Origin of the sequence: Calothrix anomala FACHB-343, assembly GCF_014696435.1 — a bacterium.
GTDB classification, from domain to species: Bacteria; Cyanobacteriota; Cyanobacteriia; order Cyanobacteriales; family Nostocaceae; genus Aulosira; species Aulosira anomala_A.
Genome location: NZ_JACJQG010000059.1, coordinates 46249 through 61240, shown reverse-complemented (window position 1 = coordinate 61240; position 14992 = coordinate 46249). Strand labels below are relative to the sequence as shown.

Sequence of the window (14992 nt, the reverse complement as noted above, 5' to 3'; positions counted from 1 at the left end):
GGAGAAAAAGATTTAGTTTGAGATTTAATCTCATAGCTGGTTTGTACAACTATGAGCTTCGTCTTCCCAAAACTGAATCTGTCTAACTGACTTTTGCAAGAGGTCTATTGAAGAACATATACAGAAACAGAAGTAGGGAGTGTACTTCAGTCAAAATGCACACTTAAAAACCTTCAGGGATAACGCTAGACGTGGGAGTGCTGGCTTTCAGGGATTTTAGGGTTTGGTTGAGTGAGTGAGAAAATTTTGTCCCAGATGCGATCGCCTCTTCAATCTGGATTGATAGCTGTTCTGCATTTTGCCAGTCAATTCCAGCGATCGCCTGACGTTGACGCATTTGGTAGCACATTTGGACTGCGGGGTTGATTTCTTCAGGAGCCACTATCAGGCAATCTAGAGAAAAAGTGCCTTTTTTACCAGGCTTTTTGATAATGTGGATGGGTTTTCCTGGTTGACGCTCAATGTCTGCATTGGCCAGTTCAGCGCAAAGAGGAGTAAAAGCATCCCGTAGTAATTGGTCGTCAATGGCGATCGCCTCCGGAATCCAGTGTTGTTGACCTTCATAGATCACAAGTAATTTGTTGTTATTTATGTTAGTCATGGCATTTAAAACAGTGAAATCTGCGTATTATTACTAAGTGGCTTGGTAGTATCTGAGCTAGTAGTTTGACTGCGAATTGGAGTCTGAGGAATGTGTGGCTTATTAATTTTGGCACTTTGAGTCTGGGCTATATTCCGGCGAATTTGACGGTTAGGAAAATCAGCTTTCAGTTCGTCTAGTAGTTGAACAATTGCAGGTGGTAAATCACCAAGTTCTTCTTGATTGACCATGGTAACTACAGGGAAATCACCGTGACTGCTGGCAGCAATCATTACAGGTCTATCTCCTGTTGGTTGTGTAGGTAGTAGGGTGATAACGATTTGAACTTTGCATTGCTCGAAAATAAATGGTTCTAGTTGATTTACTCTGTTGGTAGCAGATGTTTCTATCTCATCACCGTCTAACTGATGAGAATCGATTTCATCGTCGGTGTAGTTATTTTCTTCACTTACTGGTTCTAAAAGTTGCAAAAAGTTAGATTTACCTGCACGCCAGCGTTCCCTGTCAAATAGCAATCCTAAAGCTTGGAATTGTTCTTCAGCAGTAGTTTTTCCCTGTTGTTGTGAAATGTAAGATTTTAAGGTTTCAGGTGTAACAGTGAGATTGGCTTTGACAATGGCCTGTTCTGGAGTTAGCCATTTTGTGGTCATAACTTTTTGGTATTGTTAAATAGTGTGCAAGCGGTTGTGGCGGTAGCCAAAAGCAAAAACTGTTTTCGAGAGTAGAGTACTGCTAGACTGAAAACATATCCCGTTTGCTTTACTCGACTGAGCCATGTCCACGGTAATTACCCAATCCTTGACCCTGGAGGAGTTTCTCAAGCTACCAGAAACAAAGCCTGCCAGCGAATATATTAATGGTAAGATTATTACAAAGCCAATGCCAAAAGGGAAGCATAGCCGATTACAGTTAAGGCTGTGCAACAGTATCAATGATGTTGCCGAAAGCCAGCATATTGCTTATGCCTTTCCAGAACTGCGCTGTAGTTTTGGTATGCGTTCAATAGTACCTGATGTAGCAGTCTTCACATGGTCGCGTATTCCCTTTGCTGCTGATGGGGAAGCACCCAATGATTTTCTACTTTCTCCAGACTGGACAATTGAAATTCTTTCTCCAGAACAAAGTTCAAATCGAGTTACAGGCAATATTCTCTATTGCTTAGATCATGGTTGCCAATTAGGTTGGTTGATAGATCCAGAAGATCGTTCGATTTTAGTCTTCCGTCCAAATCAACAACCAGAACTTTTGCAAGGTGATGAGCGTTTACCAGTGTTAGCCGGGATAGACTTAGAATTAACTGTTGCTCAGGTGTTTGGTTGGCTAAAAATGAGCAGTTAGAGAAGCCGATGAAACACTATTTCTTTTAGGAAATAGCCTTAATCCAGTTACATTACAACATATTTAGTTTTTATAGTTCCAATCTATTTACAGGTATTTTTATGTCAATAAACCACATTTTTTTATCTCACACCAAGGTGTAAAAAGTCATATAAGAGTTTTGTTTAAGAACATGAAAACTGTTGTAAGTTGCAAACAAGATTTATTATTAGCAGCCAACAAAACAGTGAAATTCCTGTAGTTGGCTGCTCAATTAGTTAAAGCTATCGCTAAGTTAAAAGCGAGTCTTTGAAGTCGTGGATTGCCGTTGCTGTCAAAGCATAAATAACTCGGCGCTTACGCTCGATATGAGTACCATCTACAGGAATACCTTTCTTCCAAGCAGCAATAATAGCTTTCTTATCTGCTGAGTAAACAGTCTTTTCTCTGCGGTATTTTGGAGGCAATTGTTCTGCATCTATCAACACCTCACAACTTGGTGGATTTTCTTTAATTGTGATGCGAAGTGAATTACCGATCATTTGTTCAGGTAAAATTCCGGCAGCAGTTTGTTCTAAGATAGCTTCATCTAATTTTTGTCGCCAACGTTCTAGTCTTAACAATGCTGATTGATGTACAGCTTTTAGATGTTCTAGTCGTTGCTTAATAGCCGCTATTTCAGCATCTAGTTGTAATGCTAGTTCTGCTTGGATATCAACAACTTCTTCTTGAACTTCCTGAGTTTCCCAAATAGCGGTGATCATAGCAGCTTCCTCTTCAGGAGTTTGGCAATTACTTAGCTGTTCCCAGAGATGAGCAGCAGTTTGGGAAAGTCCTGCTAAGGATTGTTGAGCGAGTGCTAAATTCATAACTACCACTCCTGACAAACTTGGTAGTATTCATATTCAGCTTCAATCTGTTCTAAAATAGCTATAGTGCCTGAATCTAAATTAGTATTGTCAGATAAATTTGAAGTGACTTTTTCTGTAATGTGAGGATTTTTACAAGCAGTACTAGTTGAGTTAGGTGAAGTTGAAGTGGTTGTCAATATTTGCATAAACTTTGCTTGCTTAACGCCAGAAACAATGGCGCGGTAGCGCGTCTGGGAAGCGCAGCAACTTTCTCTGCTAATGGCTATGATTTCAAATCCTGACACATTGGACTAAAAATTCCAATTTATTAGTCGTTTTGTTCTTTCCATTGCATCAGTTGAATCTGGTTTAATTGCCAATGCTTTAGCATAAGCAATACTAGCTTCTTGCCATTGATTTAATTATTAAACACAAGCAACCTGATAACTACTAATGTCTAATGGCTATTATCCGGTTATTCTTTATCCACCTCTAGCAAGGCGGTTTGCTAACAACGATCAAAAAATGGGGTATTTAAAAGCATTGTTTCAAGGATACATTGCATTACCAGATGGGAATGGTACAGCCAAGCAAGGTGTGAGCGAAAAGGAGTTTTTTCGCCATTTACTGTGTGCGTTTCCAGGAAATCTTATCTGTCAAGCGGTTGAATTTGAGATTCCTGGTTCACCTCGATGCTATTCAGCTGATTTTATTCTCTATCATCAATCTTCTGGGTTAGCTCTTGATATTGAGATTGATGAGCCTTACACCGGAGATACAGGTAAACCTCACCACTGTATTGATGTTGATGACGATAAAATTCGTAACCGTTTTTTCTTAAAGCGCAATTGGGGTGTGGTGAGATTTGCAGAAGTTCAGGTAGTGCGTCATCCTTGGAGTTGTTGTAAGGCGATCGCTCTTTTCATCGCTCGGTTGACTGGAGATGATAGTGTATTTATATTATTGCAAAGATTGGCTGATGTTCCTTTACAAAAACAGTGGACAAAGCGTGAAGCTAGACTGATGGCTAAGAACAATTATCGTCAGTCTTATTTACCAAAAATGGGAAGGTAAACCCTATGATATCAACAATTCAATTACAAAGATATTAACTAAAGAAAAAAATGAGCAAACCATGCACGATCGCTCATTACTTTGAAGCAAATCTTCAAGTAACTGTTGAGTGCGATCGCAACTGTGAAGTAACACTTTCGCCCCTGATATTCAGGGAAAAAGAAAAGTTTTTAGGGGAATTTAGCTAAATATGCTTGTAAATTAGCGATCGCTCCCATTTTGATTTTACTTGGCATGAAGCGATCGCCTGAATTTCCTTTATTTACATTTCTTGACATGATGGCGTAGAACACCCAATACCCAACATAGATGATGGGATTGGGTTTCCTTGCATTCACCCAAACCAAATTTTTTTGCTACTAATGTGGTTAAGCTTTTTTGCTATCTCTTCTCTTTAACATCACACCAAAGCTACCAGCCAAAATAGAACCAAGCGTAGTTAAAGGTTCGGGGACTGATTGAGGATTTGTCAAGGAAGCATTTGTTAATGATAATGTTGATGAGTTAACAACATCATTGACATCGATAACACCAATACCAATATTGTAGATGCCAGATGTGGCAAATGTATAGCTGAAAGGGGTACTTCCAGTTAGAGAAAAAACTAAATTGCCAATGGTGGCAAAGGCGCGATCGCTAGAGACAGTATCATAAGTTGAAAAGGAATAGTCGAAGCTGAAAACATCCCCAGCTAAGACATTTAAAGCGGTTTTAATCGCAGAACCTTCGGTGGCATCATCACCAAGTTTACCTGGATTGAGAGCTAAGAAATTTTCTAGTAAGCTGATATCGGTTGGGTCATTACCTGAGAGATTGTAGTTGTCAGCATCATCACTGCCATCAGTAAAGGCGTTTGTTAGTTTAGTTTCGGTTAAATTTGAAAAAACATCACCTGATTTGTCCCAAGTGCTGAAATCAAGACTAGCTGCAAAAGTAGGGGAGGCAATGGTGAAGCTGCTCAAACTCAAGAAGCTAACAACTATAGCCTGATGAAGTTTACTTACTATAAAAGTTGCATTCAACATCATAAAACTCCTAGAAATTGGTGAAAATGCTTGATGAGTCAATGTCTTATTTGTTATTAGTTGGGAAGACTTTACTCCAATATGGATTGAACCCTTAGCCATTCCATTTCCTTGTGGAAGGGCTAAGGGTCAAATCCTAAAATACGAAGTTGCTGGGGTTATTCAAAGTGCCAGTAGCAGCCAGGTTTACTTTGATAAAATCTCTAAAGATGTCATTACCTGTGGGGCCATCAGCATCAATTTGCACAGTGAAGTTGTTGTTGTTAGTACCCTGCACAAATTTCGCATAGCCATCGGCTATTGGGTTTGTACCTTTGTAGCCTCCTGGAACTAAGCTGTTGAGCAGTTCCGTTAAGACAATAGTATCTTTGTTAATCTCAAAATCTGTAATTGTGTCACCGCGATCGCGGATACTAGTAAAGACAAATTGGTCGTACCCTTCACCACCAGTTAGTGTATCTGCACCTTGTAAGCCGATGATGCGATCGTTTAGGGTAGTTCCAGTTAAGGTATCACGCCCTGATGTACCAGTGATTTGATTTAGCGGCTGACTGGACGGATTAACGCTCAAAGGTATAGCTGTAACTTCGCTACTAGTAGTACCTGAACCAGTACCGAATAATGAGACGGGAGTGAGGGTCAAATCTCCACCACCACCCAAATCGAAACCACCACCAAAGTCTGGTAATGTTGGTACAGAATTTTGAGCAACATTACCATTAGGATCTATAAAATTACTGGCTTGAAGAGTTCCCTGTAAATTTTCAAGTTTAATGATGGCATCACTACCTGCCTGAAACCCTGCTATACCATCATTAATAACCAAATAGCGACCACTGGTATGGCTAAATAGAGCAGCAGCATTGGGTGTAAATCCGTAAGGGAAGTTACCCATCATTAATGCTCCATCAATTGAAGAAGCATCAAGAGTTACTATTGGTTTCGCCCCCCCCACTTCATAGAAATAGAATCCAGATACAGTAGGAATTTGAAATTTGTCTTCGTTAACATTGAAGTCTGTAATAACATCAAAGTTATTAAGAAGGGAGTGTTGTAAATCGGTGTAAACAAAAACGTCTGCGCCAGTTCCTCCGGTTAGAGTATCTTTTCCAAATCCCCCGGTTAGTCTGTCATTATCAACACCACCATTTAGTATGTCATTGCCAGCACCACCATCTAGATTGTCGTTACCAACACCACCATTCAAAGTGTCATTACCGCCAATAATTGAAACAGTTTCGGTAACAACACTATTGCCCTGTCCATTGACGATACCAATATTAAGATTGCTGGTTAAATCTGTGATGGTGCTGCCAGTAGCATTATCAAAGTTCCAGTAGCTGACTAACCTCGCTTCTGTTCCTGTCAAATTTTTATTCAGGTTATTGCTAATTTCTGTGGCACTACGAGCTACATTCCAAATGCGGACTTCATCAATTGCACCGTTGACTTTAAAGGCGTTGATATCCCAAGGTGCCACTCCCATGCGTAAAGGGTTGTTATTAACACCAAGTGGATTAGAACTGGCGGTAGTTCTGCCAACTTCGATTCCATTGACATAACCAATCATGCTTCCGCCTCTTTTCCAGGTAACAGCGATGTGAGTCCACTGGTTAGAAGGGATTTGTCCAGATTCAAAAGTATTACGATTTCCTTGGGAATCCCAAAATTCTGGATTTACTCTTCCATTGACTACACCAAGAAGGTAGCCTGAGCCAACAGGAGTTTTGCCGATAATTTTTTGATTGTTAGTAGAATTGGCTAATTTGACCCATGCTTCTATGGTTATTTCTTCACTAATATTTAAAGAAGCACTATTAGCAACTGTTACATAATCATCGATTCCATCCAATTTGAGGGCTTTGTCATCATCCCCGATAAGAATGTCATCACCTGCACCACCATCTAGAGTGTCATCTCCGCCACCACCATTGAGGGTGTTGTTGCCACTGTTGCCTGTGATGACATTATTAGCAGTGTTACCTGTGCCGTTAATCGCGGCTGTTCCTGTCAATGTCAGGTTCTCGATGTTAGGCAGGTTAGCTAGGCTAAAGGTAACGCTGGATTGAATTGTATCTGTACCTTCATTGGCATTCTCGGTAATTACATCAGTGGTGCTATCTACAATGTAAGTATCATTACCTGCACCACCAATCAAGGTATCAATCCCTACACCACCATTGAGAGTGTTGTTAGCACTGTTGCCTGTGATGACGTTATTGGCGGCGTTACCTGTGCCGTTAATCGCGGCTGTTCCTGTCAATGTCAAATTTTCGATATGAGGCAGGTTTTCTAGGCTAAAGGTAACACTGGATTGAATTGTATCTGTGCCTTCATTGGCATTTTCGGTAATGATGTCAGTGGTGCTATCTACAATGTAAGTATCGTTACCTGCACCACCAATCAAGGTATCAATCCCTGCACCACCAATTAGGGTATCAGTCCCTGCATCACCATTGAGAGTGTTGTTGCCACTGTTGCCTATGATGACATTATTGGTGGCGTTACCTGTGCCGTTAATTGCGGCTGTTCCTGCCAATGTCAGGTTTTCGATATGAGGGAGGTTAGCTAGGCTAAAGGTAACACTAGATTGAATTGTGTCTGTACCTTCATTGGCATTTTCAGTAATGGTATCACTTGTATTATCGACAATGTAGGTATCATTACCTCTACCACCAATCAGGGTATCAATCCCTGCGCCACCATCTAAAATGTCATTACCATCTTCACCATAGAGGTTATCATCACCATCATTTCCTGTCAGAAAGTTATTTAAATTATTCCCTCTTAATGTGTCATTTAAACTACCACCAAGTGCATTTTTTATATTGATCAAAGTCTGCGAACCTATAGTAATACCTAAAGTCAAAGACAGATTTTCATTTATCTGCTGTCTTCCAGTAAGGCTAAGGTCTAGGTTGATGGTTTTAGTGGTAGTTGCCGCAAAATCTAGTGTATCTGTACTGTTATTACCCAGGTTAATGAGTGTGAATTTTTCCCAATCTTGTATTGATGTGGGTTCACCGTTTATGCCATATGTCCATGAGGCAGAAACGTACCTGTCGTGGAATGTTTTTAGAGCTATTTTTCCATCACCAGTATTAATAACAGTGAATTTTTCCCAATCTTGTATCTGTTTGGGAACGTTGTTTATACGATACGGCGCTGAGGTTGCAGAAACGTACCTGTCGTGGAATGTTGTTAGGGCTATTTTGCCATCACCAGTATTAATAACAGTGAATTTTTCCCAGTCATTTATTGTAGAGGGAAAGCCGTTTATATTCCATTGTTCAAACACATTTCTTGCAGAAACGTACCGGTTGTGGTGAGTTCGTAGGGCAATAATAATAGTTTCATTAATTGTGTCTGATCCTTGCCAAGTATCCGCATCAAATACATAAGTATCATCTCCTGTTCCACCGATTAGGGTGTCATCACCAGCACCACCATCAAGGGTATCATTACCCACTCCACCAATGAGGGTATCATTACCACCTAGACCACTAAGTTGATCGTCACCAGCACCACCGTCGAGTTTATTATTCCCAGCCGAAAATAGTTTCCCATCCAAAAATTGCCGATCACTACCAATAATATTGTCATTAAATTGGCTACCAATAATATGCTCAACTCCATTCAAAAAGTCCTGGTTATGGAAACCATCATCAAAAAATTGGCTACCAATCAATTCTTCAGGTCTGAAATTGATATTGATACTGACGTTGATACCGTATATTGCAGTTGAGTAATCCGCTGTATCATCACCAGCACCACCATAAAGGGTATCATTACCAGCATCTCCAATAAGGGTATCATTACCATCATTACCATAGAGGATGTCATCGTCATCACTACCATAGATGATGTCATTACCATCATTACCAGAGATGATGTCATTACCAGTACCTCCAATAAGAATATCATTACCATCATCACCAGAGATGAAGTCATCATCATCATCACCAGAGATGAAGTCATTACCACCATTACCAGAGATGGTGTCATTACCACCATTACCAGAGATGGTGTCATTATTAGCACCTCCAATAAGGGTTTCATTTGTAGCATTTCCATTTAGAGTCCTAGGTCTTTCCCAGATTTCTCCGTTATCGAAACTGATTTTTTCTATTTCTATGAGAATACTGACTTCATTTGTCTTTTGCTTATGCTCAACCTTTACATTTCCATTACTTAATATAGAGATTTGATAATTATTTTTGGCTTCAGTGAAATATGCGGTGTCATCACCAGCACCACCATCAAGGGTGTCATCACCAGCACCACCATAGAGCTTATCATTTCCATTTCCACCATAGAGCTTATCATCTCCATCTCTACCATAGAGGATATCATTTCCATCATTTCCTTTTAGAAGGTTATTTAGATGATTTCCTCGTAATGTGTCGTTTAAACTACCACCAATTGTATTTTCAATATCTATAAAAGTCTGTGAACCTATAGTTATACCTAAAGTCAAAGACAAATTTTCATTTATTTGCTGTCTTCCAGGAAGGCTAAGGTCTAGATTGATGCTTTTAGTAGTAGTTGCAGAGAAGTCTAGTGTATCTGTGTCTCGATTTCGCTCAATAACTTCTAATGTTGTGTAATTATTAAGATTCTTGTCTTGAAATGGATAATCATAATATGAATCTGCTCGAAGATACCAATTGGTATCTCCGTAATCACTCCTTCTTAATGTAATTTTATTCCCTCCCCGATCAATAACTTGAAATTTTCCTCGCTCTTGAAGATCATAACTTTGATAATACCCATAATAAACATCATTCCCAGGGTAAACATACCAATTATGAGCAGTTTGTAGCGCAATTCTTCCAGAACTCTGAGCAATAACTTGAAATTCTTCCCCAGAACCAAGTTCGTTAGATATTCTCAGGTACGACTGGAATGAGTCATAATTATTCGGAGCTTGCAGATATTTGCCATCGTATGTTTTTAAGGCTATGGTGGTTTCGTTGATGACATCTGAGCCTTGTTGAGTATCTGCATCAAATATATATGTATCATTTTCCGCCCCACCAATCAGCGTGTCATTGCCAGCACCACCATTAAGAACATTCTTTCCAGAACCGCCATTGAGAAAGTCATCGCCATCTCCACCCTCAAGGATGTCATCACCGCTCATTCCATGAATGGTGTCATTACCACCTACTCCATCAATGAACTCAGGTTTTTTATCTTCATTGGTTGTGTTGCCCCAAAGAACATCATTACCATCTGTACCCCAGGGCTTAAGTGCTAGAGGAGCAGGTGCAGTGTAAGGGTTATTAAGATTAGCCCACAGATTATTGATATTAGTTTTTGCGAGTTGAGGTAGTTCTGAACCAATTAAAGATACATTGCCATCAAAGCCAATTTTTAGTCCGACTGTCCAGCCTAAAAGTATTCCCCAGGCGGCAATATAATCATTGTAGGAGTAGCCATCATCAATATATTGGAAATAAGCACCTCCACCTCCTAATGTAAATCCGCCGATTACAGGAATAGGATCGGGTATATTAATAGTTCCTTCTGCGAAGGCATAGAAGTCGAGTTTAGTCGCATCACGTCCACGGGCAATGATGGTAGCGTCTGCCTTGAGTAATCCAAAGAGAACGTTTAAGTTAGCTTTTGCTCCAAAAGAGCCTTGATTCCAGTTGAGGAGGACTTCACCTGAGCCTGTGGCAATACTACCAAGAACACGAACATTGCCTTTTGCATAGAGAAAATCTTGGGTAATTGTTGCGCTTAAATCCAAATTAATTAATGCTTCATTAATCGGTCCACCCAGAAAATCAGGTAGACTCAAATTAATTGTTGGACCTGCGGTGATTTTAGCACTACCTTCAAAGACACCTTGACGTTGATAGTTATTGCCGGCAAATGAAATAGTTTTTGTAACCGAACTGTATGACCCACTTATGGACTGAAGATATGCTCCTGTGGTGCCAATAGGTTTATTCAGATTTTGTGCAGCAATGCCAATATATGTCAGTTGATTATTTTCCCAGCGAATGTTTGCACCAAGGTCAATTCCAGAAGGCATTTCAACTGTAGCTGCGGCTGTTAATTTGACGCTATTACCAGTCGTATCAATCAAAACGGTTGCTGTTCTTATCTTCCAGCCAGCCGCGATATTAATATTACTGGCAGATATAGAGCCAACGACCTCTACGGCACCACTATTACTAATTTTGATGTAATTATTGCCAATAAAGTCACCTGTTAGGTTGTAGAGGTCGGGCAGAATCAGTTTACCTTGAATAATGAAGACTTTTTCATTGTTAATGCTGGTGTATAGAAGGCTAATCTTCTCGCCTTTAACTCGTAATAAACCTAGAAGATTAAGATCAAGGGTTTCTTTATAAATTTTGCCACCAGTCAGGTCAAAACCATCATTATTCACCAACAGATAATCGTTACCAGTGACGCTGATTGTGCCTAATTGCTTTGGTAGTGTAATGGTGCCCTGTAATTTAAATTCTGGGTCCCAAGTGGCTCCTTCATTAGGTTTTCTATCAGGTGTAAAGTTGATGGTAGCACCGCTTACTGTGGCTCCAAATAAACCAAAATTAATGTTACTGGCGGTAATATTTTGCAGACCATTACTATCAAATATTAAAGATACACCAATATCTTGTCCACTATAAGTTTGCAGAAAGGCACTGCCAGAAAATGTATTGGTAGTTCCATTAAAATTAGCTTTAATATCACGAAGTTTCCAGTTACCTAATTGGATATCTGCTGCTGATAACTGCGCCCCTGTTAAGTAAGCTTTGTCTTTGTTTACTACTAACTTATTAGTACCTGTTAGCGTACCTTTAAGACCTTTGAGTTTAGGGATTTCAATTACCCCTTGAAGCGAAAGTTCTGGGTCCCACGATTCGCTATCTGTAGTATTTCTGTCGATGGTGGTGGTGATTGTCTGGATATCGACTGCTGCACCCAAGAAAGTAAAGTCTGTTCCTGCTGGACTACTACCTGTGATTTGGGTAATTTTACCTTGGGTAAATGCTAGTGCTAGATTAATTGGACTGCCGGGAGTTTTTAGTTTAGCGTTAACTGTAAAGCTATCGTTAGTGGAAGTTTTGTTAACATTCAGATTAATATCGTGAATTTCCCACGACCCAAATATAGGAATATTTGAGGCATAAACATTTGCCACCATTGAGAAATCAAGACCTGTGGCGGTCTTCTTAATCTTGATGTAATTTCCGCTCTGTAAATCGAATGTAGCGTTTTTGAGGCTGGGAATGGTAAATTTACCCTGAAGTGTGATTTCTTCATTAGTAAAATCGAATTTTACTTGGGCATCTAGTGCTTTAATTTCTAGTAAACCGAGAGCAACAAAGGAGGTTTCCCCTGGGAGTTTGACAAAACCACCTGTGACTTCAAGTCCGTTATTACTAATACCTATATAATCAGTACCGTTAATTGCTACTAGCAACCCATTTCCACCAACTAGGTCTTTGGGTAGTAGCATTGAACCTTGCAATCTTAGTTGAGGACTACCATTTGCATCTTCACCAAATGATAAGCCGTCAAAAGAAACTTCTATTCCACCAATTAATTTGAATGCAGAATCACTACTATCACCAGTTTCGGTAATTTTTGCCGTGAGTGTGTCTGCATTAAAATCAGTTTTCCCTTTAAATAAAACAGATTTTTGGTCATTGCCCATAGCACTATAAACTTCAGGAGCATCTGTTGTGGTAAGGGGTGTGACATCAAATTTTGTGATTTTTCCAGTAGTATCTTTGGTGAAGTTTATATTTGCATCATCAACAAATAATAAAGGTCGAGATATACCATCATAATCGTAACTTATAAACCAATCTTTATTATCAGTATTTTGTTCAAAATTAATATTTTGGAGACTTTCGGGATTATCTGCCGATAACTGAATTGTATTGTTAGGGTTAGAACCATCTAAATTTGTTATTGTTACTCCGTTACTTATTTTATAAGTAGTTGTTCCTTGAGATGAATTAGGATTAATTTCCGCAAATATTGGATAATGAGAATCACTTTTCAAAGAGTTATATAGTATTTGTTGTCCCTGAGTGTCAAACAGTTGGAGCGGGTTCAAACCATAACTAATATTTGTCATTATCAGATCGTGCTTGTTTTCCCAACCTTTGTAATCTACAAAAACTTGCCTTGTGCCACCTTTAGGACCCCAAACTTCTCGGTTTTGTGCAGTATCACCAAGATTAAAATCTCCAAGTATTATAGAATTACTATTTTGAAGCGATGTATCTCTTTTAATTAGATAATGAAATCTATTAAATGCACTATTTGGTTCATTAGCGGGATTCTCATTATGCCAAGTAAAAAAAGTGTAATTTTTTGTTCCTTTTTGTGCTGTAAACGTAATTGGAGGACGATAGTATGTATTAGGACGGCTTGAATCTGATGATAGCCAAGCATTGTCATAAAGTTTTACACCATTATCTGAGAAAACAGGCTCATTTTCTTTGTAAAATTTTACACCAGAAGTTAATTCTGAGTATTTTATGCCAAATGGATTTGTATTTTGTTGTATTTCTTGGGTCGAGAGTAGATTTCCAAGGGTAATACTATCATTACGATACAAGACGAGATAGCCAGAACGATTACCCAAATCAGTATACCTATCCTTTACAGCAAAAGGATATTCTTGGAGAACAACTTCAACCTTCCAAATATTAGGTAAAGTTTGAGCTAAAAAATTTTCTACTTCTTGTTTTAGGGCTAAAGAATTTGTTGAATTATTAAAATTTGTTGAGTTGAACTCTTGTAATACCATTACATCAATATTGTTCTGAGCAGCAATTTTAGCTATCAGACTTATACGGTCTTTTTGATTAGTTGCTACAATACCAGATACATTTTGACCAGGATCTCTGTAGAGATTCCAAGTTCCTACTCTTAGTTGATCATTATTTTCCTCAATGCCAATTTCTTCATTATTCCCTCGACCAACAGTAATTATGTCATTTTCTGTTTTTAATGCTTGTAACGCCTCATCACTCAGCTTATTCCCTTGCACCAATTCAGAAAAAATATCCCCTTCATCACCTAGTGCATCAATTTCATTAATCTGAGAATCAACAAAATGCCCAATTTCTTCTATTAATACATCAGTAATTTGGGCGATATTATCAGCATATTTATCAATAAATTCTACCGCTAAATAAATTTTTTGTGTATTATCAGAAAATGCACCATTCCCCCCAGCAATAGCACCACGATTGACAATTTTGATAGTAGGAATATCAGTAAAATCACTTTCAGCAAAATTATTAAATAATTTATCTGCTACTTCCCGATTAAAATCAGTACCAAAAGCAGTCTCTAATTTCTCGCTGTACTCTGGATCAAATCGGAACTTACTGAGATAGTCATAGCTATCCCGTAATGCTGTATCTACTATGCCGTAAATCTCCAACAAGTCCAATTCGCTGTTATTCTGAAGAGTTTCAGCAAAAACAACAGTCAGATTATCCTTTACCTTGGTTTCATCTAACTGGGTTTGACTATTTTTATAAACTTCAACAATTTCTCTGCTAATTATCGTATCATTGTTATTGTCAATAGCTTGATGATTGTTACTACTATCACCATCTCCTTGTCCAATATAATTCGTCTGTTTGCTATTAATTGTAATAGATTTAGTATCAACTAAAATTGGAGCTTTTAAAGCATTCAATGAATTAAAAGCATTTCTGTTATTTTCACTAAGTGACGGCAAACCCAAAACTATCTCATCTGTTTGTTTATGCCCAAATGCTAAAAGCAGATGATTGAGATTAGCAGACTTGAAATCATCGGCATCGAAGAAGATTCTATTTGGTAACTTATCTGACTTGGCAAACCGAGCTAATAAAAAACAGTTATTAACCACTTCTTCATCGTCCAGAATGCCAAAGAATAAATCTTGATAAAATAATATTTCTCTAGCCAACCCGATTTTATATAAGTTGTTAGGTAAAGTCTTATAGCTTTTCATAGTTTTACTCCTTGATTGTTATTGCATGGATAAATAAGCACAAAAAAATGTCTGCATTCCTAAAGCAAATTTAGGAACCAGTTTTATGTAAAAGAGAGATATATGAAGCAAAAAAGAGAATATTTAAGCATGTACC

At 38.6% G+C, this 14992-nt stretch carries 9 protein-coding genes; 3 read left to right on the top strand and 6 right to left on the bottom strand.

Annotated elements, in window-relative coordinates; genetic code table 11:
• Positions 1 to 163: 163 nt before the first annotated feature.
• Positions 164 to 571, bottom strand: a complete 408-nt coding sequence (locus tag H6G08_RS27250; RefSeq protein ID WP_190548748.1) for a hypothetical protein — start codon at positions 569 to 571, stop codon at positions 164 to 166.
• Positions 572 to 606: 35 nt separating this feature from the next.
• Entirely contained in the window at positions 607 to 1251 is a 645-nt protein-coding gene (locus H6G08_RS27245) for a hypothetical protein (RefSeq protein ID WP_190548747.1), read from the bottom strand.
• A 124-nt stretch (positions 1252 to 1375) separates the two neighbouring features.
• Between H6G08_RS27245 and H6G08_RS27240 the strand changes: the two genes are divergently transcribed.
• Positions 1376 to 1939: a Uma2 family endonuclease gene (locus H6G08_RS27240; protein ID WP_190548746.1), complete on the top strand. Its 564-nt coding sequence runs from the start codon at positions 1376 to 1378 to the stop codon at positions 1937 to 1939.
• 269 nt (positions 1940 to 2208) lie between these two features.
• On the opposite strand, the gene H6G08_RS27235 is transcribed toward H6G08_RS27240, so the two are convergent.
• A complete protein-coding gene (locus tag H6G08_RS27235; protein WP_190548745.1) occupies positions 2209 to 2787 on the bottom strand; it encodes a siphovirus Gp157 family protein in 579 nt (192 codons plus the stop codon).
• Positions 2788 to 2789: 2 nt separating this feature from the next.
• Complete coding sequence (locus H6G08_RS27230) at positions 2790 to 3074, bottom strand: hypothetical protein (protein WP_190548744.1); 285 nt, start codon at positions 3072 to 3074, stop codon at positions 2790 to 2792.
• 148 nt (positions 3075 to 3222) lie between these two features.
• Between H6G08_RS27230 and H6G08_RS27225 the strand changes: the two genes are divergently transcribed.
• Positions 3223 to 3843 carry a hypothetical protein gene (locus H6G08_RS27225; RefSeq protein WP_190548743.1) on the top strand — a complete coding sequence of 207 codons (621 nt, stop codon included), beginning with the start codon at positions 3223 to 3225 and terminating at the stop codon, positions 3841 to 3843.
• 50 nt (positions 3844 to 3893) lie between these two features.
• Complete coding sequence (locus tag H6G08_RS27220; RefSeq protein WP_190548742.1) at positions 3894 to 4031, top strand: hypothetical protein; 138 nt, start codon at positions 3894 to 3896, stop codon at positions 4029 to 4031.
• 180 nt (positions 4032 to 4211) lie between these two features.
• Here H6G08_RS27220 and H6G08_RS27215 read toward each other — a convergent pair whose 3' ends face one another.
• Positions 4212 to 4868, bottom strand: coding sequence for a PEP-CTERM sorting domain-containing protein (locus H6G08_RS27215; RefSeq protein ID WP_190548741.1), 657 nt, complete (start codon positions 4866 to 4868; stop codon positions 4212 to 4214).
• Positions 4869 to 5004: 136 nt separating this feature from the next.
• Entirely contained in the window at positions 5005 to 14856 is a 9852-nt protein-coding gene (locus H6G08_RS37755) for a LamG-like jellyroll fold domain-containing protein (protein ID WP_190548740.1), read from the bottom strand.
• Positions 14857 to 14992: the final 136 nt, after the last annotated feature.